Raw genomic sequence first — 24,551 nt, forward strand, 5'->3', positions numbered from 1 at the left:
AGCGCCCACGCCGTGGGCGAACGGACACCGAACACGACGGGGTTCGAATGAACTTTCGATTAGGATGTGCCTGTGGCTAGCGACGCAAACACTCTGACCAAGGTCAACGACCAGTCCCGCCTCGTCGTCGAGGGAGCCCGGGAGCACAACCTGCGCAATGTGAGCGTGGACCTCCCGCGCGACTCGCTCATCGTCTTCACCGGCCTGTCCGGATCCGGCAAGTCCTCCCTCGCGTTCGACACGATCTTCGCCGAGGGGCAGCGGCGCTATGTCGAGTCCCTGTCCTCCTATGCGCGCATGTTCCTGGGCCAGGTGGACAAGCCGGACGTCGACTTCATCGAGGGGCTCTCGCCGGCGGTCTCGATCGACCAGAAGTCGACGAGCCGCAATCCGCGCTCGACCGTCGGCACGATCACCGAGATCTACGACTACATGCGCCTGCTGTGGGCACGCGTCGGCGTCATGTACTGCCCCGTCTGCAACGAGCCGGTCATCAAGCAGACCCCGCAGCAGATCGTCGACCAGCTGCTGGAGCTCGAGGAGCGGACGCGCTTCCAGGTCCTCGCTCCGGTGGTGCGCGGGCGCAAGGGCGAGTTCGTCGACCTGTTCCAGGAGCTCTCCACCAAGGGCTACTCGCGCGCCATCGTGGACGGCGACGTCATCCAGCTCAACGACCCGCCCAAGCTCGCCAAGCAGGTCAAGCACACGATCGAGGTCGTGGTGGACCGCCTGGTCATCAAGGACGGGATCCGCCAGCGGCTCACGGACTCCGTGGAGACAGCACTGAATCTCGCGGACGGGCGCGTCGTCGCGGACTTCGTCGACCTCGCCGAGGACACGGAGGAGCGGCGCCGGAACTTCTCCGAGAACCTGGCCTGCCCCAACGAGCACCCGCTGGCCATCGACGAGATCGAGCCGCGGTCCTTCTCCTTCAACAATCCCTTCGGGGCCTGCGCCGCCTGCTCCGGCATCGGCAGCCGGCTCGAGGTCGACGAGCAGCTCGTGGTGCCCGACGACGCCAAGTCGATCCGCGAGGGCGCCATCGCCCCCTGGTCGCTCGGCCAGGCGACCAGCGAGTACTGGCAGCGCCTCATCGAGGGCCTCGCCGCCGAGCTCGAGTTCTCCCTCGACGAGCCGTGGCACCGTTTGCCCGCCAAGATCAAGAATGCCCTGCTGCACGGCAAGGACCACAAGGTGGTGGTCCAGTACCGCAACCGGTTCGGTCGCGAGCGCAAGTACAGCACCGGCTTCGAGGGCGTGGTGCAGTACATCCACCGCAAGCACCAGGAGACCGAGTCCGACCACGCCCGCGACCGGTACGAGCAGTACATGCGGCAGACCCCGTGCCCGGAGTGCGACGGCGCCCGGCTGAACCCCGCCTCGCTCTCCGTGCGCGTCAACGGGCACTCGATCGCCGACGTGTGTCGGATGCCGATGCGCGAGGCGGCCGCCTTCCTGGAGACGCTCACCCTCAGCGAGCGCGACCGGCAGATCGCGGAGCAGGTCCTGCGGGAGATCGCCGCGCGCCTGCAGTTCCTCCTCGACGTGGGGCTCGACTACCTCAACCTCGAGCGGCCCGCCGCGACCCTCTCCGGGGGCGAGGCCCAGCGGATCCGCCTGGCGACGCAGATCGGCTCCGGGCTCGTCGGCGTCCTCTACGTGCTCGACGAGCCCTCGATCGGCCTGCACCAGCGCGACAACCGGCGGCTCATCGAGACGCTGGCCCGGCTCCGCGACCTCGGCAACACCCTGATCGTCGTCGAGCACGACGAGGACACGATCGCCGAGGCCGACTGGATCGTCGACATCGGCCCCGGCGCCGGCGAGCACGGCGGCCAGGTGGTGCACTCCGGCCCGTTGGCCGGGCTGCTCGAGAACACGGAGTCCCTGACGGGCGACTACCTCTCCGGCCGGAAGTCGCTCGCCGTCCCGCAGAAGCGGCGCCCCGTGGACCGGAAGCGCCAGGTCACCGTCGTCGGGGCGCGCGAGAACAACCTCCAGGACCTCACCGTCGACTTCCCGCTCGGCGTCCTCACCGCCGTGACCGGGGTGTCCGGGTCCGGCAAGTCGACCCTCGTCAACGACATCCTCTACAAGGTGCTGGCCAACAAGCTCAACGGGTCCAAGCAGGTGGCCGGCCGCCACCGCAGGGTCAACGGTCTCGACCAGCTCGACAAGGTCATCCACGTGGACCAGAGCCCGATCGGCCGGACCCCGCGCTCCAACCCGGCCACCTACACGGGCGTGTTCGACCGCATCCGCAAGCTCTTCGCCGAGACCAACGAGGCCAAGGTGCGCGGCTACGGGCCGGGCCGCTTCTCCTTCAACGTCAAGGGCGGCCGCTGCGAGGCATGCTCGGGCGACGGCACGTTGAAGATCGAGATGAACTTCCTCCCGGACGTCTACGTCCCCTGCGAGGTCTGCCAGGGCGCGCGCTACAACCGGGAGACGCTCGAGGTCCACTACAAGGGCCGCAACATCGCCGAAGTCCTCGACATGCCGATCGAGGAGGCAGCCGGCTTCTTCGAGGCCTTCCCCCCGATCGCCCGCTACCTCAACACCCTCGTCGACGTCGGCCTCGGGTACGTCCGGCTCGGCCAGCCGGCCACCACGCTCTCGGGTGGCGAGGCGCAGCGCGTCAAGCTGGCCGCGGAGCTGCAGAAGCGCAGCAACGGGCGCGCGGTCTACGTGCTCGACGAGCCGACCACGGGCCTGCACTTCGAGGACATCCGCAAGCTCCTGAAGGTCCTGCAGAGCCTCGTCGACAAGGGCAACACCGTGATCACGATCGAGCACAACCTCGACGTCATCAAGAGCGCGGACTGGGTCATCGATCTCGGGCCGGAGGGAGGGTCCGGCGGCGGGCAGGTCATCGCCGAGGGCACACCCGAGCGGGTCGCCATGGTCGAGGCCAGCCACACCGGCCGGTTCCTCGCCGAGATCCTGGAGGGCCGCGGCGGATCCTGACGCCCGCGCCGGCCGCCGGCGCCGGTCCGCGTCGTGGCACCGCGTATGCCGTGTCCGGCATGGACGGCGCCGGGGCCCGCCGTGGCATGGCAGAATAACCCGGTGATGAATCCCGCCCCCGCCGCCCGGAGCGCCGTCGTTTTCGATCTCGACGGCACGCTCGTCGACCCCGCGGGTGCCATCACCAACGGCATCGCCGAGGCACTGGCCGCGCATGGCGTGCCCGTGCCCTCGCAGCAGGTCCTGGACGCCATGATCGGCCCGCCGCTGGCGACCAGCGTCGCCGCCGTGCCCGGCGTCCGCCCGGAGGACGTCCAGAGCATCATCGATCACTACCGCGCCGGCTACCTCGCGCACGGCATGGCGGACAGCCGCGTGTACCCCGGGATCGTCGACCTCCTCGAGGACCTCGGCCGCCGCGGGATCGCCCGCGCCGTCGCCACGTCGAAGCCGGTCGACATGGCGCGCCGGCTCCTCCGCATCCAGGGCCTCGACGGGCTCTTCGAGACGGTCCACGGCGCCGACCCGGACGAGGCCAAGCCGCACGCCGGCAAGGCCGCGATCGTGGCGGAGGCCCTCGCCGCCCTCGGTCTCGCCGAGGTCGGGCCGGAGGAGCGCGGGCGCCGCGCCGTCATGGTCGGCGACCGCTACTTCGACATCGAGGGCGCCCACGCCCACGGGCTGCCCTGCATCGGTGTGGAGTGGGGCTACGCGCCCGAGGGCGAGCTGGCCGCGGCCGACGCCGACGCCGTCGTGTCCGAGGCCGGAGCCCTGCGCGCCGCACTCGGCCGCCTGCTGCCGGATCTGGGCGACCCCGCGGACCACGGCGAGGCCGACGAGGCGCCGGCGGTGGCCGGAACCGGCTCCGAGGAGGCGCACTGATGGATGTCTTCAAGGGGGTGCGGGCGACGGTCCGCGGCGGCGTGAAGACGCTCTGCCGTCCCACCGTCACCGGATTGGAGAACGTCCCCACCGAGGGCCCGTTCATCGCGGCCTCCAATCACCTCTCGTTCCTGGACAGCGTCATCATCCAGGCGCTCATGCCGCGTCCCGTGGCGTTCTTCGCCAAAGCCGAGTACTTCACGACGCCGGGCGCCAAGGGCCGGGTCATGAAGGCCTTCTTCGAGTCGGTCGGCTCGATCCCCGTCGAGCGCGGGGAGCAGGCCGCCTCCGTGGCCGCGCTGGACAAGCTCGTCGAGATCCTGGAGGACGGCGGCGGCATCGGCATCTACCCCGAGGGCACCCGGTCCCGCGACGGGCTGCTCTACCGCGGCCGCACCGGCGTCGGCTGGCTGGCCCTCACCACCGGGGCGCCGGTCGTTCCGGTCGGCCTCATCGGCACCGAGAAGCTGCAGCCCGCCGGCTCCAACCGGGTCCGGCCGCAGCACTTCACGATGAAGATCGGCGAGCCCCTGCGCTTCGAGCACCTCGGGGCGAAGCATCCGCTGCCGGCCCGCCGCCAGGCGACGGACCGGATCGTCGACGCCATCGCCGAGCTCAGCGGCCAGGAGCGCAGCGATCGGTACAATCAGGCACCCACCGGCACCTAGGAGCAGTGCCGCACCGACACCCAGGGGAGGACGACTGCATGGCTGATCCGCAGAGCTACCGTCCGCGCACCCAGGACATCCCGACTCGGCCCGGCGTCTACCGGTTCCGCGACCCCAGCGGGCGCGTGGTCTACGTCGGCAAGGCCAAGAACCTGCGCTCGCGACTGAGCTCCTATTTCGTGAACCCGGGCCAGCTCGGCCCCAAGACCCACGCCATGGTCCACACCGCCTCGAGCGTCGAGTGGACCGTCGTCGGCAGCGAGCTCGAGGCGCTCCAGCTCGAGTACACCTGGATCAAGGAGTTCACGCCCCGGTTCAACATCGTCTTCCGCGACGACAAGTCCTACCCCTATCTGGCCGTCACGATGGGGGAGAAGTACCCCCGGGCCCAGGTCATGCGCGGCGACCGGCGCAAGGACGTCAAGTACTTCGGCCCGTTCTACCCGGCCCGTGCGATCCGCGAGACGCTGGACACGCTCCTGCGCGTCTTCCCGGTCCGTACGTGCAGCGCCGGCGTCTTCCGCCGGGCCGAGCAGACCGGCCGGCCCTGCCTGCTCGGCTACATCGACAAGTGCGCCGCCCCGTGCGTCGGGCGCATCAGCCCCGAGGACCACCGCGAGCTCGCCGCCGAGCTCTGCCAGTTCATGGGCGGCGAGGGCACCAAGTTCATCCGGTCACTCGAGCGGCAGATGGGCGAGGCCGCGGCCGCGATGGAGTACGAGCGGGCCGCTCGGCTGCGTGACGACGTCGAGGCCCTCAAGCGGGTCTTCGAGCGCAACGCCGTCGTCCTCGCCGAGGACACGGAGGCGGACATCTTCGCCCTCGCCGAGGACGAGCTCGAGGCCGCCGTCCAGGTCTTCCACGTCCGCAACGGCCGGATCCGCGGCCAGCGCGGCTGGGTCGTCGAGAAGGTCGAGGACTCCACGCCCGGCGAGTTCGTCACCCATCTGCTCCAGCAGGTCTACGGGGCCGACGCCGGCGGTGACCGCCTGCCGCGGGAGATCCTCGTTCCCGTCGAGCCCGACGACTCCGCGCAGCTCGGCGAGTGGCTGAAGGCGCTCCGCGGGGCCGCCGTGAACCTCCGGGTGCCCCGTCGGGGCGAGAAGGCGACCCTGATGGAGACCGTCCGGGAGAACGCCGAGCAGGCCCTGCGACTGCACAAGTCCCGGCGCGCCGGCGACATCACCACCCGGTCCGCCGCCCTCCAGGAGCTGCAGGAGACCCTCGGCGTCCCGACCCCCCTGATGCGGATCGAGTGCTACGACATCTCCCACGTCGGCGGCACCAACGTGGTCGCGTCCATGGTGGTCGTCGAGGACGGGCTGCCGAAGAAGTCCGACTACCGCAAGTTCTCCATCACGGGGGAGGCCGCGCGCGACGACACCTCGGCCATGTACGACGTGATCACCCGGCGCTTCCGGCGCTACCTCGAGGAGCAGACCAACGCGACCCCGGTCGTCTCCGGCGAGGTCGCGGCCGACGACGACTCCGGGCTCAAGAAGTTCGCGTACCCGCCGTCCCTGGTCGTGGTCGACGGCGGCCCGCCCCAGGTCGCCGCTGCGAGCCGCGCGCTGGTCGACCTCGGCATCGACGACGTCTACGTCGTCGGCCTCGCGAAGCGCCTCGAGGAGGTCTGGCTGCCCGACGACGAGTTCCCCGTCATCCTGCCCCGCGCCTCCCAGGCCCTCTACCTCCTGCAGCGCGTGCGAGACGAGGCCCACCGCTTCGCGATCACGTTCCACCGCAAGAAGCGCTCCCAGTCGATGGTCGCCAGCGTCCTCGACGACGTGCCCGGCCTCGGTCCGGCGAAGCGGACCGCGGTCCTGAAGCACTTCGGATCGCTGAAGCGCATGCGCGCGGCCTCTCGCGAGGACTTCCTGGCCGTGCCCGGCATCGGCCCGTCCCTGGCGGACGCGCTGACCCGGACGCTCTCCACCGTCCCCGCGGCCGCGGCGGAATCCGCCCCCGAGGTGGACGGCTCCTTGTCCGCGGCCTCGGCGCCGTCCGCGGAGCCCGCCACGGGGCCCGCCACGGTGCCCGTGCGGGCCGACCCGGCGCCGGGCGACCGGGACGCCTCGGGCTGACAGCCCCCTGGCAGGGGACTGACGGCGGATCCACAGCCGACCGTCGGCCGCGGGGCTGGGGACCCGGCTCGCGCGGGCCATAGACTGACGGGTATGACTACCGATCTGGAAGCCGTGAAACCCGAGGAGACGGAGCTGCTGGTGATCACCGGCATGTCCGGCGCCGGCCGGACGACCGTCGCGCACGCCCTCGAGGACCACGGGTGGTACGTGGTGGAGAACCTCCCGCCGCAGATGCTGCGGATGCTCACCGACCTCGGCGAGCGGGGCACCCTGCACAAGCTCGGCGTCGTCCTCGACGTGCGCAGCCACTCCTTCTTCCCGCGTCTGAGCGACGCCCTGGGCGAGCTCACGGCCGCGGGCGTGGTCTACCGGCTGCTGTTCGTCGACGCGGACGACGACGCCCTGGTGCGCCGCTTCGAGCAGGGGCGCCGGCCGCACCCGCTCCAGGGGGAGGGCAGCCTGCTCGACGGAATCCGCGCCGAGCGCGAGCTGCTCGAGCCGCTGCGGGCCAAGGCCGAGATCGTGCTGGACACCACGGACCGGAACATCCACACGCTGGCCACCGAGATCACCGAGCTCTTCAGCGAGGACGGGCCGATCGTGGTCCGCCTGAACCTCATGAGCTTCGGCTTCAAGTACGGTCTGCCGGCGGACGCGAACTTCGTGGCGGACGTGCGCTTCATCCCCAATCCGCACTGGGTGCCGGAGCTGCGCCCGCACACCGGGCAGGAGTCGCCCGTGCGGGACTACGTGCTCGGGGCGGAGGGCGTCGAGCAGTTCGTGGCGAGCTACGTGGAGGCGCTCAAGCCCGTGATCGAGGGCTACCGCCGCGAGAACAAGCACTATGCCACCATCGCCCTGGGCTGCACCGGCGGCAAGCACCGCTCCGTCGCCGTCGTCGAGGAGTTGGCGCACCGGCTCGGCCAGGTCCCGAGCGTGACCGTCCGGGTCAATCACCGGGACCTGGGCCGGGAGTAGCGCATGACCATGTTCACCGGCCAGATCCCGCTGGTCCCGCCGCGCACCGCCCCGTCGGACTCCCCGCGGGTGCGCGTCGCGGCCCTCGGCGGCGGTCACGGGCTCTCGGCCTCGCTCGCGGCGCTGCGCCGCCTCACCACCGATCTCACGGCGATCGTCACGGTCGCGGACGACGGCGGCTCCTCCGGCCGCCTCCGCGCCGAGTACGACGTGCTGCCGCCGGGCGACCTGCGCATGGCGCTGGCGGCCCTGTGCGACGACTCCGACTGGGGACGCACCTGGCGGGATGTCATGCAGCACCGCTTCAAGGGCCACGGCGACGTGCCCAGCTCGCTGGAGAACCACGCGATGGGCAATCTGCTGATCGTCACGCTCTGGGAGCTGCTGGGCAACACCGTGGACGGACTCCGCTGGGCGGGGGCGCTCCTCGGCGCCCGGGGGACCGTCCTCCCCATGAGCGGCACGCCCCTGCACATCCGCGGCAGCGTCCTGGCCCAGGGCGACGACGGCGGGCTGGTCGCCCGGACCGTCTCCGGGCAGGCGAACCTCGCGGAGGCGAGCCGCATCGGCATGATCGAGTCGGTCGAGCTGGAGCCGGCCGACGCCCCCGGCTGCCCGGAGGCGCTCGAGGCCATCGAGCTCGCCGACTGGGTGATCCTCGGGCCCGGGTCCTGGTACACCTCCGTGCTGCCGCACCTCCTCCTGCCGGAGGCCCGCCAGGCCCTCGAGACGACCCCCGCGCGGCGGCTGCTGACCATGAATCTCACCACGCAGACCCGCGAGACCACGGGCCTCTCCGCACCGGATCACCTCCGCGTGCTGCGCCGTCACGCGCCCGACCTGCGCTTCGACGCCGTCGTCGCGGACCCCTCCGCCGTCGGGGACCGGGACGCCTTCAGGGAGGCCGCGGGAGAGCTCGGCGCCGTCGTCTTCTTCGATAAGGTGGGGGCGTCGCCGGGCCGCCCGGTGCATTCCCCCCTGCGGCTCGCCAACGCGTACCATGACGTGTTCACGACGTTCAGCAGCCCAGATTCAGCGAGTGAGGTTTCCTAGCCATGGCATTGACCGCATCGGTCAAAGATGAGCTCGCCCGGCTCGACATCAAGAAGTCGTCCGAGCGCAAGGCCGAGGTCTCCGCGACCCTGCGCTTCGCCGGCGGGCTCCACATCATCTCCGGGCGGATCGTCATCGAGGCCGAGCTCGACCTGGCGGCCTCCGCCCGCCGCATCCGCAAGTACATCGCCGAGGTCTACGGCCACCAGGCGGAGATCATCGTGGTCTCCGGCGGGGGCCTGCGCCGCGGCAGCCGCTACGTGGTGCGCGTGGTCCGCGAGGGCGAGGCGCTCGCCCGCCAGACGGGCCTGCTCGACGGCCGCGGGCGCCCGGTCCGCGGCCTGCCCTCGGTCATCGTCAACGGCTCGACGGCGGACGCCGAGGCCGTCTGGCGCGGCGCCTTCCTGGCGCACGGCTCGCTGACCGAGCCGGGCCGCTCCTCGGCCCTGGAGATCACCTGCCCCGGCCCCGAGGCGGCGCTGGCCCTCGTCGGCTCCGCGCGGCGGCTGGGCATCGTCGCCAAGGCCCGCGAGGTCCGCGGGGTGGACCGCGTGGTCATCCGCGACGGCGACAGCATCGCCGCCCTGCTCACCCGCATGGGAGCCCACGAGACCCTCCTGGCCTGGGAGGAGCGGCGCATGCGCAAGGAGGTGCGCGCCACCGCCAACCGGCTCGCGAACTTCGACGACGCGAACCTCCGCCGCTCGGCCCAGGCCGCCGTGGCCGCCGGCGCCCGCGTCGAGCGCGCCCTCGAGATCCTCGGCGACGACGTCCCGGAGCACCTGCGCTACGCCGGCATGCTCCGCGTGGCGCACAAACAGGCCAGCCTCGACGAGCTCGGCCGGCTGGCCGAGCCGCAGATGACCAAGGACGCGATCGCCGGCCGCATCCGGCGCCTGCTGGCCATGGCTGACAAGCGCGCCTCCGAGCTGGGCATCCCCAGCACGGAGGAGGGCGTCGCCGCCGAGTTCATGGACAACTGAGCCGCGCCCGGACCCTGGCTGCGCGTTCACCGTGAGCTGACTCGGCGTCGCGGGAACGTAGCACTGCTGGGGTGGGGCCTGCCCATGCGCTAGGCTCGGAAGTAGCGCGAGCCTCTCCAGTTCGGCGCATCGCTGGTACGCCAGCACCTCTCGTCCCACGCCGCGCGGCTGCATCAAGAGCGATGCGCCGGCAGCTGCGGAACATCAACCGCACCTGTAGCGTAGGTCACAATTGTGCCGCAATGGCGTACAGTGTGACCTCAAGGGAACCGGTCGCACGTCGACCGCCCAGCCAGCCCAGCTGGCGGCACAACGGAGTGTCCAATCTGTCAGCAGGCCACTCCGACCGCTTCCGAGCGGGTCCGTGGTGGCCGCACATTCCGGCAAGGAGATATCACGTGACTACTCGTGTAGGCATCAACGGCTTTGGACGCATCGGACGCAACTTCCTGCGTGCCGCTTTCGCAGCGGAGGCCAACTTCGAGATCGTGGCGGTCAACGACCTCGGCGACATCGAGACGCTCGCCAACCTGCTCAAGCTCGACTCGGTCCTCGGCCGCTTCCCCGGCGAGGTCGTCGTCGAGGGCGACAGCCTCAAGATCGCCGGCAAGACCATCAAGGTCCTCTCCGAACGCGAGCCGTCCGATCTCCCGTGGGGCGACCTGGGCGTGGACATCGTCGTCGAGTCCACCGGATTCTTCACCAAGGCCGAGGGCGCCAAGAAGCACATCGCGGGCGGCGCGAAGAAGGTCATCATCTCCGCACCGGCGACCGACGACGACATCACGATCGTCATGGGCGTCAACCAGGACAAGTACGACGCCGAGGCGCACAGCATCATCTCCAACGCGTCCTGCACCACCAACTGCCTCGGCCCCGTGGCCAAGGTGCTGAACGACGAGTTCGGCATCGTCGAGGGCCTGATGACGACGGTCCACGCCTACACGGCCGACCAGAACCTGCAGGACGGCCCGCACAAGGATCCGCGCCGTGCCCGTGCCGCAGCCCTGAACATGGTGCCGACGTCGACCGGTGCCGCCAAGGCGATCGGCCTGGTCCTGCCGGAGCTGAAGGGCAAGCTGGACGGCTTCGCCGTGCGCGTCCCGACCCCGACCGGCTCCCTGACCGACCTGACGGTCACGGTCTCCCGCGAGACCTCGGTCGAGGAGGTCAACGCAGCGTTCGCCAAGGCCGCCGAGTCCGGCTCGCTGCAGGGCTACCTGAAGTACAGCGAGGAGCCCATCGTCTCCTCCGACATCGTCACGGACCCGCACTCCGCGATCTTCGACGCCCCGCTGACCAAGGTCATCGGCAACACCGTCAAGGTCCTGGCCTGGTACGACAACGAGTGGGGCTACTCGAACCGCCTCGTCGACCTGACCGAGTTCGTGGGCGGCAAGCTCGGTCGCTGAGCAGCGATCGGATAGCCTGACACCATGACTTCTCACACTCTCAACGAGCTGATCGCTGATGGTGTCCGCGGGCGGCACGTTCTGGTCCGGAGCGACCTGAACGTGCCGCTCGACGGTTCCACCGTGACCGACGACGGCCGCATCCGCGCCTCCCTGCCCGTCCTCACGCAGCTGGTCGACGCCGGCGCGCGAGTCATCGTCATGGCCCACCTCGGTCGGCCGAAGGGGAGCGTGGACCCGAAGTACTCGATCGCCCCGGCGGCGGACCGCCTGCGCGAGCTCGCCGGCTTCCCGGTGCGGACCGCCACCGATGTGGTCGGCGAGGACGCGCGCGCCCAGGCGGGCGCGCTGGCCGACGGCGAGGCGCTGATCCTCGAGAACGTCCGCTTCGATCCTCGCGAGACCAGCAAGGACGAGGCCGAGCGGCAGGAGTTCGCCGGTGAGCTGAAGGCGCTGACCGGCGAGAACGGCGCGTACGTGAACGACGCCTTCGGCGCCGTCCACCGCAAGCACGCCTCCGTGTTCGACATCGCCGATCTGCTGCCCGCCTACCAGGGCGAGCTGGTGCGGACGGAGGTCGAGGTCCTGAAGACGCTGACCGAGGCGCCCAAACGGCCCTACGTCGTCGTCCTCGGCGGCTCCAAGGTCTCCGACAAGCTCGCCGTGATCGAGAACCTGCTGGGCCGGGCGGACCACCTGCTCATCGGAGGCGGCATGGTGTTCACCTTCCTGAAGGCCCTCGGGCACCCGGTCGGCGGCAGCCTCCTCGAGGAGGACCAGCTGGACGTCGTCCGCGGCTACCTCGGGAAGGCGAAGGAGCTCGGCTGCGAGATCGTGCTGCCGACGGACATCGTGATGGCCAGCAAGTTCGGCGAGGACGCGGAGCACGAGGTGCTCGCGGCCGACGGGCTCGAGTCGGGACGCTTCGGCGCCACCGGGCTCGGCCTGGACATCGGCCCCGAGTCCGCCGAGCGCTTCGCCAGCTTCATCCGCAGCGCCAACACGGTCTTCTGGAACGGGCCGATGGGCGTGTTCGAGATCGAGGCCTTCGCCGGCGGAACCCGCACGGTGGCCCAGGCCCTCGCCGACTCGGAGGCGTTCAGCGTGGTCGGCGGCGGCGATTCGGCCTCGGCCGTCCGCAGCCTCGGCTTCGACGAGGACGACTTCGGCCACATCTCCACCGGTGGCGGCGCCAGCCTCGAGTACCTCGAGGGCAAAGAACTGCCGGGCCTGACGGCCCTGGAAGGACAGTGATGACTGTCAGCACCAACGGCAAGTACGTCCGCCGTCCGCTCATCGCGGGCAACTGGAAGATGAACATGGACCATGTCCAGGGCATCACGCTCCTCCAGAAGCTCGCCTGGACGCTGGACGACAACAAGCACGACTACGAGCGGGTCGAGGTAGCGGTCTTCCCGCCCTTCACGGACATCCGCGGCGTGCAGACGCTGATCGCCGGCGACGATCTGGAGATCGTCTACGGCGGCCAGGACCTGTCGCCGAACGACTCCGGCGCATACACCGGCGACATCTCCGGCCAGTTCCTCGACCGGCTGGGCTGCACCTACGTGCTCGTCGGGCACTCGGAGCGCCGCACGGTGCACCAGGAGTCGGACGAGCTGCTGCGCAGCAAGGTCGACGCCGCCTACCGTCACGGTCTGGTCCCGGTGCTCTGCGTCGGCGAGGGCCTCGAGGTCCGTCAGGCCGGCACGCACGTCGAGCACACGCTCGAGCAGCTGCGCGCCGACCTCGACGGGCTGGACGCGGAGAAGGCCGCCGAGCTCGTCGTCGCCTACGAGCCCGTCTGGGCCATCGGCACCGGCGAGGTCGCAGGCCCGGAGGACGCGCAGGAGATGTGCGCCGCCCTCCGCGCCGAGATCGAGAAGCTGTACGACGCCGACACGGCGTCCAAGGTCCGGCTGCTCTACGGCGGCTCGGTCAAGGCGGCGAATGCCGCGTCGATCCTCCGCGAACGCGACGTCGACGGGGTGCTCGTCGGCGGTGCCAGCCTGGACGCCGGTGAATTTGCTAACATTGTCCGGTTCGAACATCACCTCGTGACCGACTAGGCGCGACGCGACCACTACCGAAAGGCCGATGTGGACGTCCTCAAGATCATCCTGCAGGTCCTGCTCGGGCTCACCAGCCTCCTGCTCATCCTGCTCGTGCTCCTGCACAAGGGTCGCGGCGGCGGCATGTCCGACATGTTCGGCGGTGGCATGACGAGCAACCTGAACTCGTCCGGCGTCGCCGAGCGGAACCTGAACCGGCTCACGGTCGGCATGGGTCTGGCCTGGGGCGGGATCGTTATCGCGCTCGGCCTGATCATGCGCTTCAGCGCCGAGTCCTGACCGCTCCGTCCCGCTCGACGGGACGCGAGGCCCAGACACCGGAAGGCCGGCCCCCGCGCCATGCGGGGGCCGGCCTTCCGGTGTCTGCGGCGCCTCAGCGCTCGCTGGTGGTGACGCTCTGCAGATTCGTGCGGGGGAGTCCCTGCCGGACCACCTCGCCGAACACCTCGTCCGGATCCAGGCGGCGCAGCTCCTCCGCCAGGCAGTCGGAGAGCGGCCGGCGCGGCATGGAGATCCGCTGGACCTGCTGGTCCTGCTGGTACAGCTCCGCCACGTGGCCGTGCGGGCGGGTGAGCACCACGTCGCCGTCGACCCGCGAGAGCCGGACGCTGCGGACCCCCGTGCCGGAGGTCGTCGAGCCGATGGTGACGGGAACACCGAGCGCCAGCGTCAGCCAGGCGGCGAGCAGGTCCGTGCTGGGCGAGTCCTTGGCGCCCTTGACCGTCACGTCCGTGACGGAGGCCGGGTCCACCTGGTCCAGCACGGAGGCGAGCTGGGCACGCCAGAGGGTGAGCCGCGTCCAGGCCAGATCGGTGTCGCCGGCCCGGTAGGTGCGGGCGATCCTGAACAGGGCCTCGCGCGGGTCCGGGGCCGCCTGCGAGTCGGTGATGCGCCGGTGCGCGAGCCGCCCGATGGGCGTCTCGCCTGCGTTCTCGGGCATGGTGTGGGGCCACCAGGCGACGATCGGGGCGTCCGGCAGGAGCAGCCCCGAGATCAGGGACTCGTCCGGCTCCGCCAGGGCGCCGTGCGTCGTCAGGACGATCACCTCGGAGGCGCCCGCGTCCCCGCCGACGCGGATCTGGGCGTCGAGCCGCGTCGGCTCGTCGCCCGAGCCCTCGACGACGACGATGATGCGGCAGGGGTGCTCGCGCGAGGCGAGATTCGCCGCCGCGATGGCATCCTCCTCGTGTCCGTGCTGGGTGATGACGACGAGCGTCAGGACCCGGGAGAGGGCGACGACGCCGCCCGTCTCGCGCAGCTTCTGGATCTTCTTGGCCACGAGCGAGGTCGTGGTCTCCGGCAGGTCGACGATCATGGGCGCCTCCAGCTCCTTCCATCGCGTGCCAACAGTTCGTCGGCGCCGGCGGGGCCCCAGCTGCCCGGCGCGTACGGTTCGGGCTGCTCGTCGAGCGACGCCCAGTACTCCTCGAACGGGTCGAGGATCTTCCAGGACAGCTCGACCTCCTCGTGCCGGGGGAACAGCGGCGGCTCGCCGAGGAGCACGTCGAGGATGAGCCGCTCGTAGGCCTCCGGGCTGGACTCCGTGAAGGAGTGGCCGTACCCGAAGTCCATGGTCACGTCTCGGACCTCCATCTGGGTTCCGGGGACCTTGGAGCCGAAGCGGATCGTCGCGCCCTCGTCGGGCTGGACGCGGATGACGACGGCGTTCTGCCCGAAGTCGGCCTCGGTGTTGTCCCGGAAGAGCAGATTGGGCGCGCGCTTGAAGACCACCGCGATCTCGGTGACGCGGCGGCCGAGACGCTTCCCGGCCCGGAGGTAGAACGGGACGCCGGCCCACCGGCGCGTGTTGATGTCGAGCCGCAACGCGGCGTACGTCTCCGTCTTCGAGGCGGGGTTGAAGCCCTCCTCGTCGAGGAACCCGACCACCTCCTCGCCGCCCTGCAGGCCACTGGTGTACTGGCCCCGGGCGGACGCCGTGGAGAGGTCCTCCGGCAGCCGCACGGCGGCCAGGACCTTCTCCTTCTCCGTGCGCAGATGCGCGGCGTCGAAGCTGATCGGCTCCTCCATCGCCGTCAGGGCCAGGAGCTGGAGCAGGTGGTTCTGGATGACGTCGCGGGCCGCACCGACGCCGTCGTAGTAGCTCGCGCGGCCGCCGATGCCGATGTCCTCGGCCATGGTGATCTGCACGTGGTCCACGTGGTTGGCGTTCCAGATCGGCTCGAAGAGCTGGTTGGCGAACCGGAGCGCCAGCAGGTTCTGGACCGTCTCCTTGCCCAGGTAGTGGTCGATCCGGAAGACGGCGTCCGGCGGGAAGACGTTCTCGACGATCGCATTGAGCTCGCGGGCGGACTGGAGGTCGTGCCCGAAGGGCTTCTCGATCACCACGCGGCGCCAGGCCTTCTCCTCCTCGGCGGTCGCCAGGCCGTGGCGGGAGAGCTGCTCGCACACCTGCTCGAACGAGTTCGGCGGGATGGAGAGGTAGAACGCGTGGTTGCCGCGGGTCCCGCGGCTCCGCTCGAGCTCGTCGAGCGTCTCGCCCAGCTGGATGAAGGCGTCGTCGTCGTCGAACCCGCCGGTGACGAAGCGGAAGCCGCCCGCGAGCTGCTGCCAGACCGTCTCGTCGAACTCGGTCCGGGCGTTCGCCTGGACCCAGCCGCGGACCTCCGCGACGAACTCCTCGTCGCTCCAGGGGCGCCGGCCGAAGCCGACGACGGCGAACGACGGCGGGAGCAGGCCGCGGTTGGCGAGGTCGTAGACGGCGGGCAGGAGCTTCTTGCGGGCGAGGTCGCCCGTGACGCCGAAGAACACCAGCGCGGACGGACTCGCGATCCGGCTGAGCCGGCGGTCGCGGCGGTCCCGCAGGGGATTGGGACTGGAGTGTGGCATGGAGTGCTTTCCTGTAGGGGGCCCGAGGGAAGGCCCCGTTCAATCCGTGGACGGAAGCGGAAGGGCGGTCGCGCAGCGGCCGCGGGGGAGTACGGGGTGGGCGTGCGGGCTGGGCCGGCCGGCGGCGTCGGGTCCACGACGCCGCCGACCGGCCCTCCGGCCCGAGCCGCCGGACGGTCAGGTCGGCGCCGTCAGGCGGACAGCGAGGCGACCGCGTCGCGGAGCTGCTGCAACGCCGTCGTGCGGTCGGCGAGGTGCAGGCGCAGGACCGGGCGGCCCTGTTCCGCGAGCACCGCGGCGTCGCCGGCGGCCTGGGCCTCGATGAGCTGGCCGAAGGAGAACGGCCGGTCCGGGATCTCGAGATCCCGCTCCGAGGCCGCAGTGACCTGCAGGAACACGCCGACGGCGGGACCGCCCTTGTGGAACTGGCCCGTCGAGTGCAGGAACCGCGGCCCCCAGCCGAACGTCACCGGGCGGCCGGCCGCCGCGGCCAGCTCGCCGCGCACGCGCGAGAGGTCGGGGATCCCGACCCGGTCCAGGTACGCCTGGACGCTCAGATAGCCGTCCGCCGGGAGATCCGCCAGGAGCCGTCGCAGGGCACCGGGCAGGTCCTCCACGCCGTCGAGCAGCCCGGCCGTGCCGCGCAGTTCGACGCCGCCGTCGACCAGGTCCGCCGGAGCGGGCTCCGGCCGCTCGTCCAACAGGCCACGCGCCGCCTTCTTCGCCGCCTCGACGTCCGGCTGGTCGAAGGGGTTGATCCCCAGCAGCCGGCCGGCGACCACGGTAGCGACTTCCCAGACGATCAGCTGACTGCCCAGCGAGCCCGCCACACGGACCTCGGGTGCGTCCGTCCCGGCGTCGGCGCCGGTCTCGACGTCGGCGTCGGGCGAGCCGAGCCGCACCACCAGCACGTCCTGCGCGCCGGACGACAGTTCCGGTGCGCCCGGCTCGACGACGACGGGCAGCAGCCCCGTCCCGTTCTTGCCGGTCGACTCGGCGATCAGCTGCTCGGCCCAGTCGGCGAAGCCCACGATGCCGGAGCCCTCGTCGACGAAGACGATCTTGTCGCGCAGGGGACGGGTGCCGCCGAGGGCGGCGCCGAGGACCAGTCCGGCGTTGTCCGGGTCGTCCTCCCGCAGGAACTCGGCGGCCTCCTCGGCCTCGTCGAGGAGAGCCGCGATGTCCACACCGGCGAGCCCCGAGGGGACGAGCCCGAACGCGGTCAGCGCCGAGTACCGGCCGCCGACGTTCGGGTCGGCGTTGAAGACGGCCCGGTAGCCGGCCGCGCGGGCCGACTCGTCCATGGGCGATCCCGGGTCGGTGACGACGACGATGCGGCTCGCGGCGTCGAGTCCGGCGCGGGTGAACGCGCCCTCGAAGACCCGGCGCTGCGAGTCCGTCTCGACCGTCGAGCCGGACTTCGAGGAGACGACGAGGACGGACTCCTCGAGCCGGTCGGCCAGGGCGGCCGAGACCATCTCGGGGTCCGTGCTGTCCAGGACCACGAGCTCGACGCCGGCCGTCGCCGTGATGACCTCCGGGGCGAGCGAGGAACCGCCCATCCCGGCCAGCACCACGCGGGTGACGCCCTCGGAGCGCAGTTCGTCGCGCAGGGCGACGACGGGGTCGACGAGCTCGCGGGAGGCGGCGAAGAGGTCCACCCACCCGAGCCGGATCGAGGCCTCGGATTCCGCGTCCGGCCCCCAGAGGGTCGCGTCATGGTCGAACAGCCTCGAGGCGACCCGATCGGCGACGAGCTGCTCGACGTGCGCGGAGACGGCCTCGCGGGCCGCCCCGGTGGCGAGGAGATCGAAGGAGCTCATGCCTACCGCGCTTCCTCGAGGGCGATGCGCACGTCCTCGAGCAGCTCGGCCCAGGCGTCCTCGAACTTCGAGACGCCCTCCCGCTCGAGCAGCGCCACGACGTCGTTGTAGCTCACGCCGAGTGCGGCGAGCTGGTCGAGGACCTCGTTCGCCTCGGTGTACGTCCCGGTGACGGTGTCGCCGGTGACGTCGGCGTGGTCGGCCGTGGCGTCGAGGGTCTTCTCCGGCATGGTGTTCACCACGCCCTCGGCCACGAGGCCGGTGACGTAGAGCGTGTCGGGGAGGTTCGGGTCCTTGACACCGGTCGAGGCCCACAGCGGGCGCTGGCGGTTGGCTCCGGCGGCCTCGAGCGAGCCCCAGCGCTCCGTGGAGAACAGCTCCTCGTAGACCTGGTACGCCAGACGGGCGTTGGCCAGCCCGGCGCGGCCCTTGAGCGCCGCGGCCTCCTCGGTGCCGATCGCCTCGAGGCGCTTGTCCACCTCGGAGTCCACGCGGGACACGAAGAAGGACGCCACGGAGTGGATGCGGCTCAGGTCGTGCCCGTTCTCGCGGGCCTGCTCCAGGCCCTCCATGAACGCGTTCACGACGGCGCGGTAGCGGTCCAGGGCGAAGATCAGGGTCACGTTGACGCTGATGCCCTCGGCCAGGGTCGCCGTGATGGCCTCCAGGCCCTCCACGGTCGCCGGGATCTTGATCATGACGTTGTCGCGGCCGACCTTGTCGTGGAGGCGCTTGGCCTCCTCGGCGGTCGCGGCGGTGTCGGCGGCCATGCGCGGGTCGACCTCGAGGGAGACCCGGCCGTCGTAGCCGTTCGACTCGGCGTACACCCCGGAGAAGAGGTCGCACGCGGCGGCGACGTCCGCCGTGGTGATCTCGAAGACGGCGGCCTCGACGTCGGCGCCGGCGGCGGCCAGCTCCTTGACCTGCTCCGCGTAGGCGGCGTCCCCGTTCTTCACGGCGGCGGCGAAGATCGAGGGGTTGGTGGTCACGCCGACCACGTTCTTCTCCTCGATCAGGGCCTTCAGCGAGCCGTTGTTCAGCCGGTCGCGGGACAGGTCGTCGAGCCAGAGGGAGACGCCGGCCTTGGAGAGGGCGGCGGTGTTCGGGTTGCTCATGGGTGAATCCTTAATCTGCTTCGCGGGACGGATTACTGGGCAGCGGCGATCGACTCGCGAGCGGCGTCGGCGACGGCCTCCGCCGTCAGCCCGAACTCGCGGTAGAGCGTCTTGTAGTCGGCGGACGCGCCGAAGTGGTCCAGGGACACGATGCGGCCGGCGTCGCCGACGAGCTCGCGCCACCCCAGGGCCACGCCCGCCTCCACGGAGACGCGGGCCCTGACGGCTGCCGGCAGCACCGACTCGCGGTAGCCGGCGTCCTGCTTCTGGAACCACTCCAGGCACGGGATGGACACCACGCGCGCCGCGACGCCGGCCGCGGCCAGCTGCTCACGGGCGCCCACGGCCAGTTCCACCTCGGAGCCGGTGGCCAGCAGGAGCACGTCCGGAGTCGTCGCCTCGCCGTCGGCGTCGAGCGCCTCGGCGAGCACGTACGCGCCCTTCTCCACGCCGGACGCGGCGCCGAAGCCCGGGGCCGAGCGATCGTAGACCGGCAGGTTCTGGCGCGTCAGCACCAGGCCGGCCGGATTCTCGTGGTTCTCCAGGATGGTCTTCCAGGACCACGCGACCTCGTTGGCGTCCGCCGGCCGGACGACGTCCAGATTCGGGATGGCGCGCAGCGACGCCAGCTGCTCGATCGGCTGGTGCGTGGGGCCGTCCTCGCCCAGGCCGATGGAGTCGTGCGTCCACACGAAGATGGACGGCACGCCCATCAGGGCCGCCAGGCGCACGGCGGGGCGCTGGTAGTCGGAGAAGATCAGGAACGTGCCGGCGAAGGCGCGCGTCTTCGACGCCAGCGTGATGCCGTTGACGATCGACGCGGCGGCGTGCTCGCGGACGCCGAAGTGCAGGACGCGGCCGTAGGGCTCGCCCGTCCACATGTCGGTGGTGCGGGACGCCGGGTTGAAGGACTTAGCGTTCGCGATCGTCGTGTTGTTGGAGCCGGCGAGGTCGGCGGAGCCGCCCCACAGCTCGGGCAGCACATCGGCGATGGCGTTGATGACCTTGCCCGACGCGGAGCGCGTCGCCATGGTCTCGCCCGCCGGGAACTCGGGCAGGCTGGTCTCCCAGCCGTCGGGGAGCTCCCGCTTCTCGATGCGCTCCAGGAGTGCGGCGCCCTCGGGGTTGCGCTGCGACCATGCGGAGAACTCGTCCTCCCAGGCGCGGCGAGCCTCGGCGCCCCGCTCGGCGACGCTGCGCGTGTGGGCGAGGACCTCGTCGTCGATCGCGAAGTGCTGCTCCGGGTCGAAGCCGACGATCTCCTTCAGGGCCGCGAGTTCGTCGCCGCCGAGCTTGGCCCCGTGGATGCCGCCGGTGTTCTGCTTCGTCGGCGCAGGGTAGCCGATGATGGTGCGCAGCGAGATGAGCGACGGGCGGCCGGTCTCGGCCTTGGCGGCGCGGATCGCCGCGTCCAGGGCGGGGACGTCCTCGACGTACTCGCCGGTCTCGGTCCAGTCCACGCGCTGGGTGTGCCAGCCGTAGGCCTCGTACCGCTTCAGGACGTCCTCGGTGAACGCCACGTCGGTGTCGTCCTCGATGGAGATCTTGTTGTCGTCGTAGATCACCACCAGGTTGCCGAGCTCCTGGTGGCCGGCGAGCGACGAGGCCTCGGAGGTGACGCCCTCCTGCAGGTCGCCGTCGGAGGCGATGACCCACACGGTGTGGTCGAAGGGGCTCGTGCCCGGCGCCGCCTCGGGGTCGAGGAGGCCGCGCATGCGGCGCTGCGCGTAGGCGAAGCCGACGGCCGAGGCGAGGCCCTGGCCGAGCGGGCCCGTGGTGATCTCCACGCCGGCGGTGTGCCCGTACTCGGGGTGCCCGGGCGTCTTGGAGCCCCAGGTGCGCAGTGCCTCGATGTCCTCGAGCTCGAGTCCGTAGCCGGAGAGGAAGAGCTGCAGGTACAGGGTCAGCGAGGTGTGCCCGGGGGAGAGGATGAAGCGGTCGCGCCCGACCCACTCGGGATCAGTCGGATCATGGCGCATGTGCTTCTGGAAGAGCAGGTAGGCGGCCGGAGCGAGGCTCATGGCGGTGCCGGGATGCCCGCTTCCCACCTTCTCCACTGCATCGGCCGCCAAGACGCGGATGGTGTCGACGGCACGCTTGTCCGTCTGCGTCCAAGTCAATTCGATAACTTCCGACTGTGGCGCCACGTTGTGGTCCTCTCTTGAAGGGGTCAGGCTCGAACGCCGGAGAACTCACGGCGACTCGGTATCGCCCGCCCACAACAAAGGGGCCGTCATTGGCTCCGGCGCTTTTCGCTCCCCACCATAGCCGGAAGAGGCCCGCTGCGGGGGCATGTGACTGCGCATGATTCTGCGGATCAGCTGAGGGCGAAGCGCCGCGGTCCGGGCGGGGGCCCGCACGTCACACCCGCACCACCGTTTTCTACACGTTGTAAAAGGGTATGATGGGCCTGTCTGTCCGTTTCCCTGCATAGAACTGAGTGGCATGTCCGTGAAGTCCGTTGTCAGCGACGTCTCTCCCGTGGGCCGGGCGCGGCGTCAACCCGGCGAGCCGCTCGGCGCGTTCGTGGGCCGGAAGGCCGGTGCCTATGTGGCGCTGACCAAGCCGCGCGTCATCGAGCTGCTGCTGGTGACCACGCTGCCGACGATGATCTTCGCCGAGCGCGGCTTCCCGGACGTCTGGCTCGTGATCGCCACGCTGGTGGGCGGCGCCATGGCGGCGGGTGCCTCCGGCTCCTTCAACTGCTACATCGACCGCGAGGCGGACCGGCTGATGCGCCGCACCCAGGGCCGCCCCCTGGTCACCGGCGACGTCACCCCGCGTGAGGCGCTCGTCTTCTCGTGGCTGCTGGCCGTCTCCTCGATCGCGGTCCTCTGGGCCGGGGCCAACCTGCTCACGGCCGTCCTGGGCGTCGCCGCGATCCTGCTCTACGTGGTCTTCTACACGCTGATCCTCAAGCGCCGCACCTCGCAGAACATCGTCTGGGGCGGGATCGCCGGCTGCATGCCGGTCCCGATCGCCTGGGCCGCCGTGACCAACACCCTCGAGTGGCCGGTCCTGATCCTCTTCCTGCTCATCTTCCTCTGGACCCCGCCGCACTACTGGCCGCTGTCCATGAAGTACTCCGAGGACTACCTCGCGGCCCGCATCCCGATGCTGGGCGCCATCGCCGGCGCCCGGACGGTCTCCATCCAGGTGGTGCTATACGCCTGGGCCACCGTGGCCTGCTCCCTGCTGCTGGCCCCGATGGGGTACGCGGGCATCGTCTACACGGTGCTGGCCGCGGTCTCCGGCGCCTGGTTCGTCTACGAGTCCCACGTGCTCTACCGCGAGGCCCGCCGCGAGCACGATCCGGCGGACATGAACCGCAAGGCCATGAAGGTCTTCCACATCTCCATCACGTACCTGACGATCGTGTTCGTGGCCCTGGCCATCGACCCGTTCGTGGGCCAGCCGCTCTTCGGCTGAACCCGCCCGCTCGAGTCCGGCGGGCCGAGCGCCTGGTACGACGACGACGCCGCCCGGCGACGTCGTCGTACGTGTTTAAGGCCGCCGCAGCCGACGGGTGGCGGCGGCCGCCGCGCCGGCCCGTTCTGGTTGGTCGGCCGCCGAGCACTCCGATAGGCTGAACGGCGGCTGGCTGTGGTCCCCGTACGCCACAAGTCATGAAGCCCCACAACGAAATGAGGAGACCGATCGTGTCAGAGCAGATCACCGTAACCGTCGACGGCGAGCAGAGCGAGGTGACGGCCGGGACCACCGGCACGGAGCTCTTCCGCGACGCCAAGGACGTGGTGGTGATGCGGGTCGACGGCGTGCTCCGCGACCTGGACCGCGAGCTCGAGGCCGGCAGCGTCGTCGAGCCGGTCACGATCGACTCACCGGACGGGCTGGACGTGCTGCGCCACTCGACGGCGCACGTCATGGCCCAGGCGGTCCAGCAGCTCCGGCCGGACGCCAAGCTCGGCATCGGCCCCTACATCAAGGACGGGTTCTACTTCGACTTCGACGTCGAGGAGCCGTTCACCCCCGAGGACCTGAAGACCCTCGAGAAGATGATGCTCAAGATCGTCAACCAGAGCCAGCGGTTCGAGCGCCGCGTGGTCACCGAGGACGAGGCCCGCGCCGCCATGGCCGACGAGCCGTACAAGCTCGCGCTGCTGGACAAGTCCGCGGAGGCGGACGAGGCGGGCGAGGGCGTGAACGTCGAGGTCGGCGCCGGCGAGATCACGATCTACGACAACGTGGACCGCAAGTCCGGCGACACCGTCTGGTGCGACCTCTGCCGCGGCCCGCACCTGCCGACCACCAAGCTGATCTCCAATGCCTTCGCGCTGACCCGGACGGCCGCCGCCTACTGGCTCGGCAACGAGAAGAACAAGCAGCTCCAGCGCATCTACGGCACGGCGTGGCCGACCAAGGAGGCGCTCAAGGCGTACCAGGAGCGCCTCGCCGAGGCCGAGCGGCGCGACCACCGCAAGCTCGGCTCCGAGCTGGACCTGTTCTCCTTCCCGGACGAGCTCGGCTCGGGCCTGCCGGTGTTCCACCCCAAGGGCGGCATCATCCGCAAGGCGATGGAGGACTACTCGCGCCAGCGGCACACCGAGGCCGGGTACGAGTTCGTCTACACCCCGCACATCACCAAGGGGCACCTGTACGAGGTCTCCGGGCACCTGGACTGGTACCGGGACGGCATGTTCCCGCCGATGCACGTGGACGAGACCCGCGACGAGAACGGCGAGATCGTCAAGCCCGGCCAGGACTACTACCTGAAGCCGATGAACTGCCCGATGCACAACCTGATCTTCCGTTCGCGGGGCCGCTCCTACCGCGAGCTGCCCCTGCGGCTGTTCGAGTTCGGGCAGGTCTACCGTTACGAGAAGTCCGGCGTGGTCCACGGGCTCACCCGCGTCCGCGGCATGACCCAGGACGACGCCCACATCTACTGCACCCGCGAGCAGATGAAGGACGAGCTGACCACCACGCTCAACTTCGTCCTCGGGCTGCTCAAGGACTACGGGCTGGACGACTTCTACCTGGAGCTCTCGACCAAGGACCCGGAGAAGTACGTCGGCTCCGACGAGGTCTGGGACGAGGCCACGCGCACCCTCGAGGAGGTCGCGGAGGCCTCCGGGCTCGAGCTGGTGCCGGATCCGGGCGGAGCCGCGTTCTACGGCCCCAAGATCTCGGTCCAGGCCCGCGACGCGATCGGCCGGACCTGGCAGATGTCGACGATCCAGCTGGACTTCAACCTGCCCGAGCGCTTCGAGCTGGAGTACCAGGCCGCCGACGGCTCGCGCCAGCGCCCGGTCATGATCCACCGCGCCCTGTTCGGCTCGATCGAGCGCTTCATGGGTGTCCTGACCGAGCACTACGCCGGGGCGTTCCCGGCGTGGCTCGCGCCCGTGCAGGTCCGGGCCATCCCGGTGGCCGAGACGTTCAACGAGTACGTAGACGACGTCGTCGCCAGGCTGCGCGCCCGCGGCGTCCGCGCGGAGTCGGATCTGGGGTCCGACCGGTTCCCGAAGAAGATCCGCAACGCCTCCAAGGAGAAGATCCCGTTCACGCTCATCGCCGGCGGCGAGGACGCGGAGGCCGGAGCGGTGTCCTTCAGGTTCCGCGACGGCAGCCAGGACAACGGGATCCCCGTGGACGAGGCCGTGGAGCGCATCGTGGCGGCGATCGACGCCAGGGAGGCGTAGC

The 24,551-nt window shown here is 70.7% G+C and carries 18 protein-coding genes; 13 read left to right on the forward strand and 5 right to left on the reverse strand.

Annotation, left to right across the window (positions count from 1 at the left end; all coding sequences use genetic code 11):
• The first annotated feature begins 72 nt into the window (after positions 1-72).
• From uvrA to secG, 11 genes are all read left to right on the forward strand, one after another.
• Complete coding sequence (gene uvrA / locus ABD784_RS01505) at positions 73-2,967, forward strand: excinuclease ABC subunit UvrA (RefSeq protein WP_344878928.1); 2,895 nt, start codon at positions 73-75, stop codon at positions 2,965-2,967.
• A 105-nt stretch (positions 2,968-3,072) separates the two neighbouring features.
• Positions 3,073-3,849: an HAD hydrolase-like protein gene (locus ABD784_RS01510; RefSeq protein WP_344878931.1), complete on the forward strand. Its 777-nt coding sequence runs from the start codon at positions 3,073-3,075 to the stop codon at positions 3,847-3,849.
• The gene (locus ABD784_RS01515) at positions 3,849-4,517 is read left to right on the forward strand and encodes a lysophospholipid acyltransferase family protein (RefSeq protein ID WP_344878934.1); all 669 of its coding nucleotides are present in this window, start codon (positions 3,849-3,851) and stop codon (positions 4,515-4,517) included. Before ABD784_RS01510 ends, ABD784_RS01515 begins: the two co-directional genes overlap by 1 nt.
• A 38-nt stretch (positions 4,518-4,555) precedes the next feature.
• Positions 4,556-6,601 (forward strand): excinuclease ABC subunit UvrC, encoded by a 2,046-nt coding sequence (gene uvrC / locus ABD784_RS01520; protein WP_344878937.1) that lies wholly within the window; start codon positions 4,556-4,558, stop codon positions 6,599-6,601.
• Between the two features lie 93 nt (positions 6,602-6,694).
• Positions 6,695-7,582 (forward strand): RNase adapter RapZ, encoded by an 888-nt coding sequence (gene rapZ / locus ABD784_RS01525; RefSeq protein ID WP_344878940.1) that lies wholly within the window; start codon positions 6,695-6,697, stop codon positions 7,580-7,582.
• Between the two features lie 3 nt (positions 7,583-7,585).
• Entirely contained in the window at positions 7,586-8,635 is a 1,050-nt protein-coding gene (locus ABD784_RS01530) for a gluconeogenesis factor YvcK family protein (protein WP_344878943.1), read from the forward strand.
• A gap of 2 nt (positions 8,636-8,637) precedes the next feature.
• Positions 8,638-9,618 (forward strand): DNA-binding protein WhiA, encoded by a 981-nt coding sequence (whiA, locus tag ABD784_RS01535; protein WP_344878946.1) that lies wholly within the window; start codon positions 8,638-8,640, stop codon positions 9,616-9,618.
• A gap of 398 nt (positions 9,619-10,016) precedes the next feature.
• Positions 10,017-11,030, forward strand: coding sequence for a type I glyceraldehyde-3-phosphate dehydrogenase (gene gap, locus ABD784_RS01540; RefSeq protein WP_344878949.1), 1,014 nt, complete (start codon positions 10,017-10,019; stop codon positions 11,028-11,030).
• Between the two features lie 24 nt (positions 11,031-11,054).
• On the forward strand, positions 11,055-12,284 hold the full coding sequence (locus tag ABD784_RS01545; RefSeq protein ID WP_344878952.1) for a phosphoglycerate kinase: 1,230 nt from the start codon (positions 11,055-11,057) through the stop codon (positions 12,282-12,284).
• The gene (gene tpiA, locus ABD784_RS01550; protein ID WP_344878955.1) at positions 12,284-13,099 is read left to right on the forward strand and encodes a triose-phosphate isomerase; all 816 of its coding nucleotides are present in this window, start codon (positions 12,284-12,286) and stop codon (positions 13,097-13,099) included. Before ABD784_RS01545 ends, tpiA begins: the two co-directional genes overlap by 1 nt.
• 30 nt (positions 13,100-13,129) lie before the next feature.
• Entirely contained in the window at positions 13,130-13,381 is a 252-nt protein-coding gene (secG, locus tag ABD784_RS01555; protein WP_344878958.1) for a preprotein translocase subunit SecG, read from the forward strand.
• Between the two features lie 94 nt (positions 13,382-13,475).
• Here secG and ABD784_RS01560 read toward each other — a convergent pair whose 3' ends face one another.
• From ABD784_RS01560 to tkt, 5 genes are all read right to left on the reverse strand, one after another.
• Positions 13,476-14,417 (reverse strand): glucose-6-phosphate dehydrogenase assembly protein OpcA, encoded by a 942-nt coding sequence (locus tag ABD784_RS01560; RefSeq protein ID WP_344878961.1) that lies wholly within the window; start codon positions 14,415-14,417, stop codon positions 13,476-13,478.
• The gene (gene zwf, locus ABD784_RS01565; protein ID WP_344878964.1) at positions 14,414-15,949 is read right to left on the reverse strand and encodes a glucose-6-phosphate dehydrogenase; all 1,536 of its coding nucleotides are present in this window, start codon (positions 15,947-15,949) and stop codon (positions 14,414-14,416) included. The genes ABD784_RS01560 and zwf overlap by 4 nt, the downstream gene beginning before the upstream one ends.
• A 191-nt stretch (positions 15,950-16,140) precedes the next feature.
• Positions 16,141-17,772: a glucose-6-phosphate isomerase gene (locus ABD784_RS01570; RefSeq protein ID WP_344878967.1), complete on the reverse strand. Its 1,632-nt coding sequence runs from the start codon at positions 17,770-17,772 to the stop codon at positions 16,141-16,143.
• A gap of 2 nt (positions 17,773-17,774) precedes the next feature.
• A complete protein-coding gene (gene tal / locus ABD784_RS01575) occupies positions 17,775-18,887 on the reverse strand; it encodes a transaldolase (protein WP_344878970.1) in 1,113 nt (370 codons plus the stop codon).
• A gap of 32 nt (positions 18,888-18,919) precedes the next feature.
• Complete coding sequence (gene tkt, locus ABD784_RS01580) at positions 18,920-21,034, reverse strand: transketolase (protein WP_344878973.1); 2,115 nt, start codon at positions 21,032-21,034, stop codon at positions 18,920-18,922.
• A 298-nt stretch (positions 21,035-21,332) separates the two neighbouring features.
• Between tkt and ABD784_RS01585 the strand changes: the two genes are divergently transcribed.
• Positions 21,333-22,316, forward strand: a complete 984-nt coding sequence (locus ABD784_RS01585; protein ID WP_344878976.1) for a heme o synthase — start codon at positions 21,333-21,335, stop codon at positions 22,314-22,316.
• Positions 22,317-22,531: 215 nt separating this feature from the next.
• Positions 22,532-24,550: a threonine--tRNA ligase gene (gene thrS, locus ABD784_RS01590; RefSeq protein WP_344881234.1), complete on the forward strand. Its 2,019-nt coding sequence runs from the start codon at positions 22,532-22,534 to the stop codon at positions 24,548-24,550.
• Position 24,551 lies beyond the last annotated feature (1 nt).

This window comes from Zhihengliuella alba (assembly GCF_039538765.1).
Classification (GTDB): Bacteria; Actinomycetota; Actinomycetes; order Actinomycetales; family Micrococcaceae; genus Zhihengliuella; species Zhihengliuella alba.

What these genes read in the sequence shown, in the direction of transcription:
- ABD784_RS01510 (WP_344878931.1), top strand. Translation starts at nt 3,073, where the DNA reads ATGAATCCCGCCCCCGCCGCCCGGAGCGCCGTCGTTTTCGATCTCGAC.
- ABD784_RS01515 (WP_344878934.1), top strand. Translation starts at nt 3,849, where the DNA reads ATGGATGTCTTCAAGGGGGTGCGGGCGACGGTCCGCGGCGGCGTGAAG.
- uvrC (WP_344878937.1), top strand. Translation starts at nt 4,556, where the DNA reads ATGGCTGATCCGCAGAGCTACCGTCCGCGCACCCAGGACATCCCGACT.
- rapZ (WP_344878940.1), top strand. Translation starts at nt 6,695, where the DNA reads ATGACTACCGATCTGGAAGCCGTGAAACCCGAGGAGACGGAGCTGCTG.
- ABD784_RS01530 (WP_344878943.1), top strand. Translation starts at nt 7,586, where the DNA reads ATGACCATGTTCACCGGCCAGATCCCGCTGGTCCCGCCGCGCACCGCC.
- whiA (WP_344878946.1), top strand. Translation starts at nt 8,638, where the DNA reads ATGGCATTGACCGCATCGGTCAAAGATGAGCTCGCCCGGCTCGACATC.
- ABD784_RS01545 (WP_344878952.1), top strand. Translation starts at nt 11,055, where the DNA reads ATGACTTCTCACACTCTCAACGAGCTGATCGCTGATGGTGTCCGCGGG.
- tpiA (WP_344878955.1), top strand. Translation starts at nt 12,284, where the DNA reads ATGACTGTCAGCACCAACGGCAAGTACGTCCGCCGTCCGCTCATCGCG.
- ABD784_RS01560 (WP_344878961.1), bottom strand. Translation starts at nt 14,417, where the DNA reads ATGATCGTCGACCTGCCGGAGACCACGACCTCGCTCGTGGCCAAGAAG.
- zwf (WP_344878964.1), bottom strand. Translation starts at nt 15,949, where the DNA reads ATGCCACACTCCAGTCCCAATCCCCTGCGGGACCGCCGCGACCGCCGG.
- ABD784_RS01570 (WP_344878967.1), bottom strand. Translation starts at nt 17,772, where the DNA reads ATGAGCTCCTTCGATCTCCTCGCCACCGGGGCGGCCCGCGAGGCCGTC.
- tal (WP_344878970.1), bottom strand. Translation starts at nt 18,887, where the DNA reads ATGAGCAACCCGAACACCGCCGCCCTCTCCAAGGCCGGCGTCTCCCTC.
- ABD784_RS01585 (WP_344878976.1), top strand. Translation starts at nt 21,333, where the DNA reads ATGTCCGTGAAGTCCGTTGTCAGCGACGTCTCTCCCGTGGGCCGGGCG.
- thrS (WP_344881234.1), top strand. Translation starts at nt 22,532, where the DNA reads ATGAGGAGACCGATCGTGTCAGAGCAGATCACCGTAACCGTCGACGGC.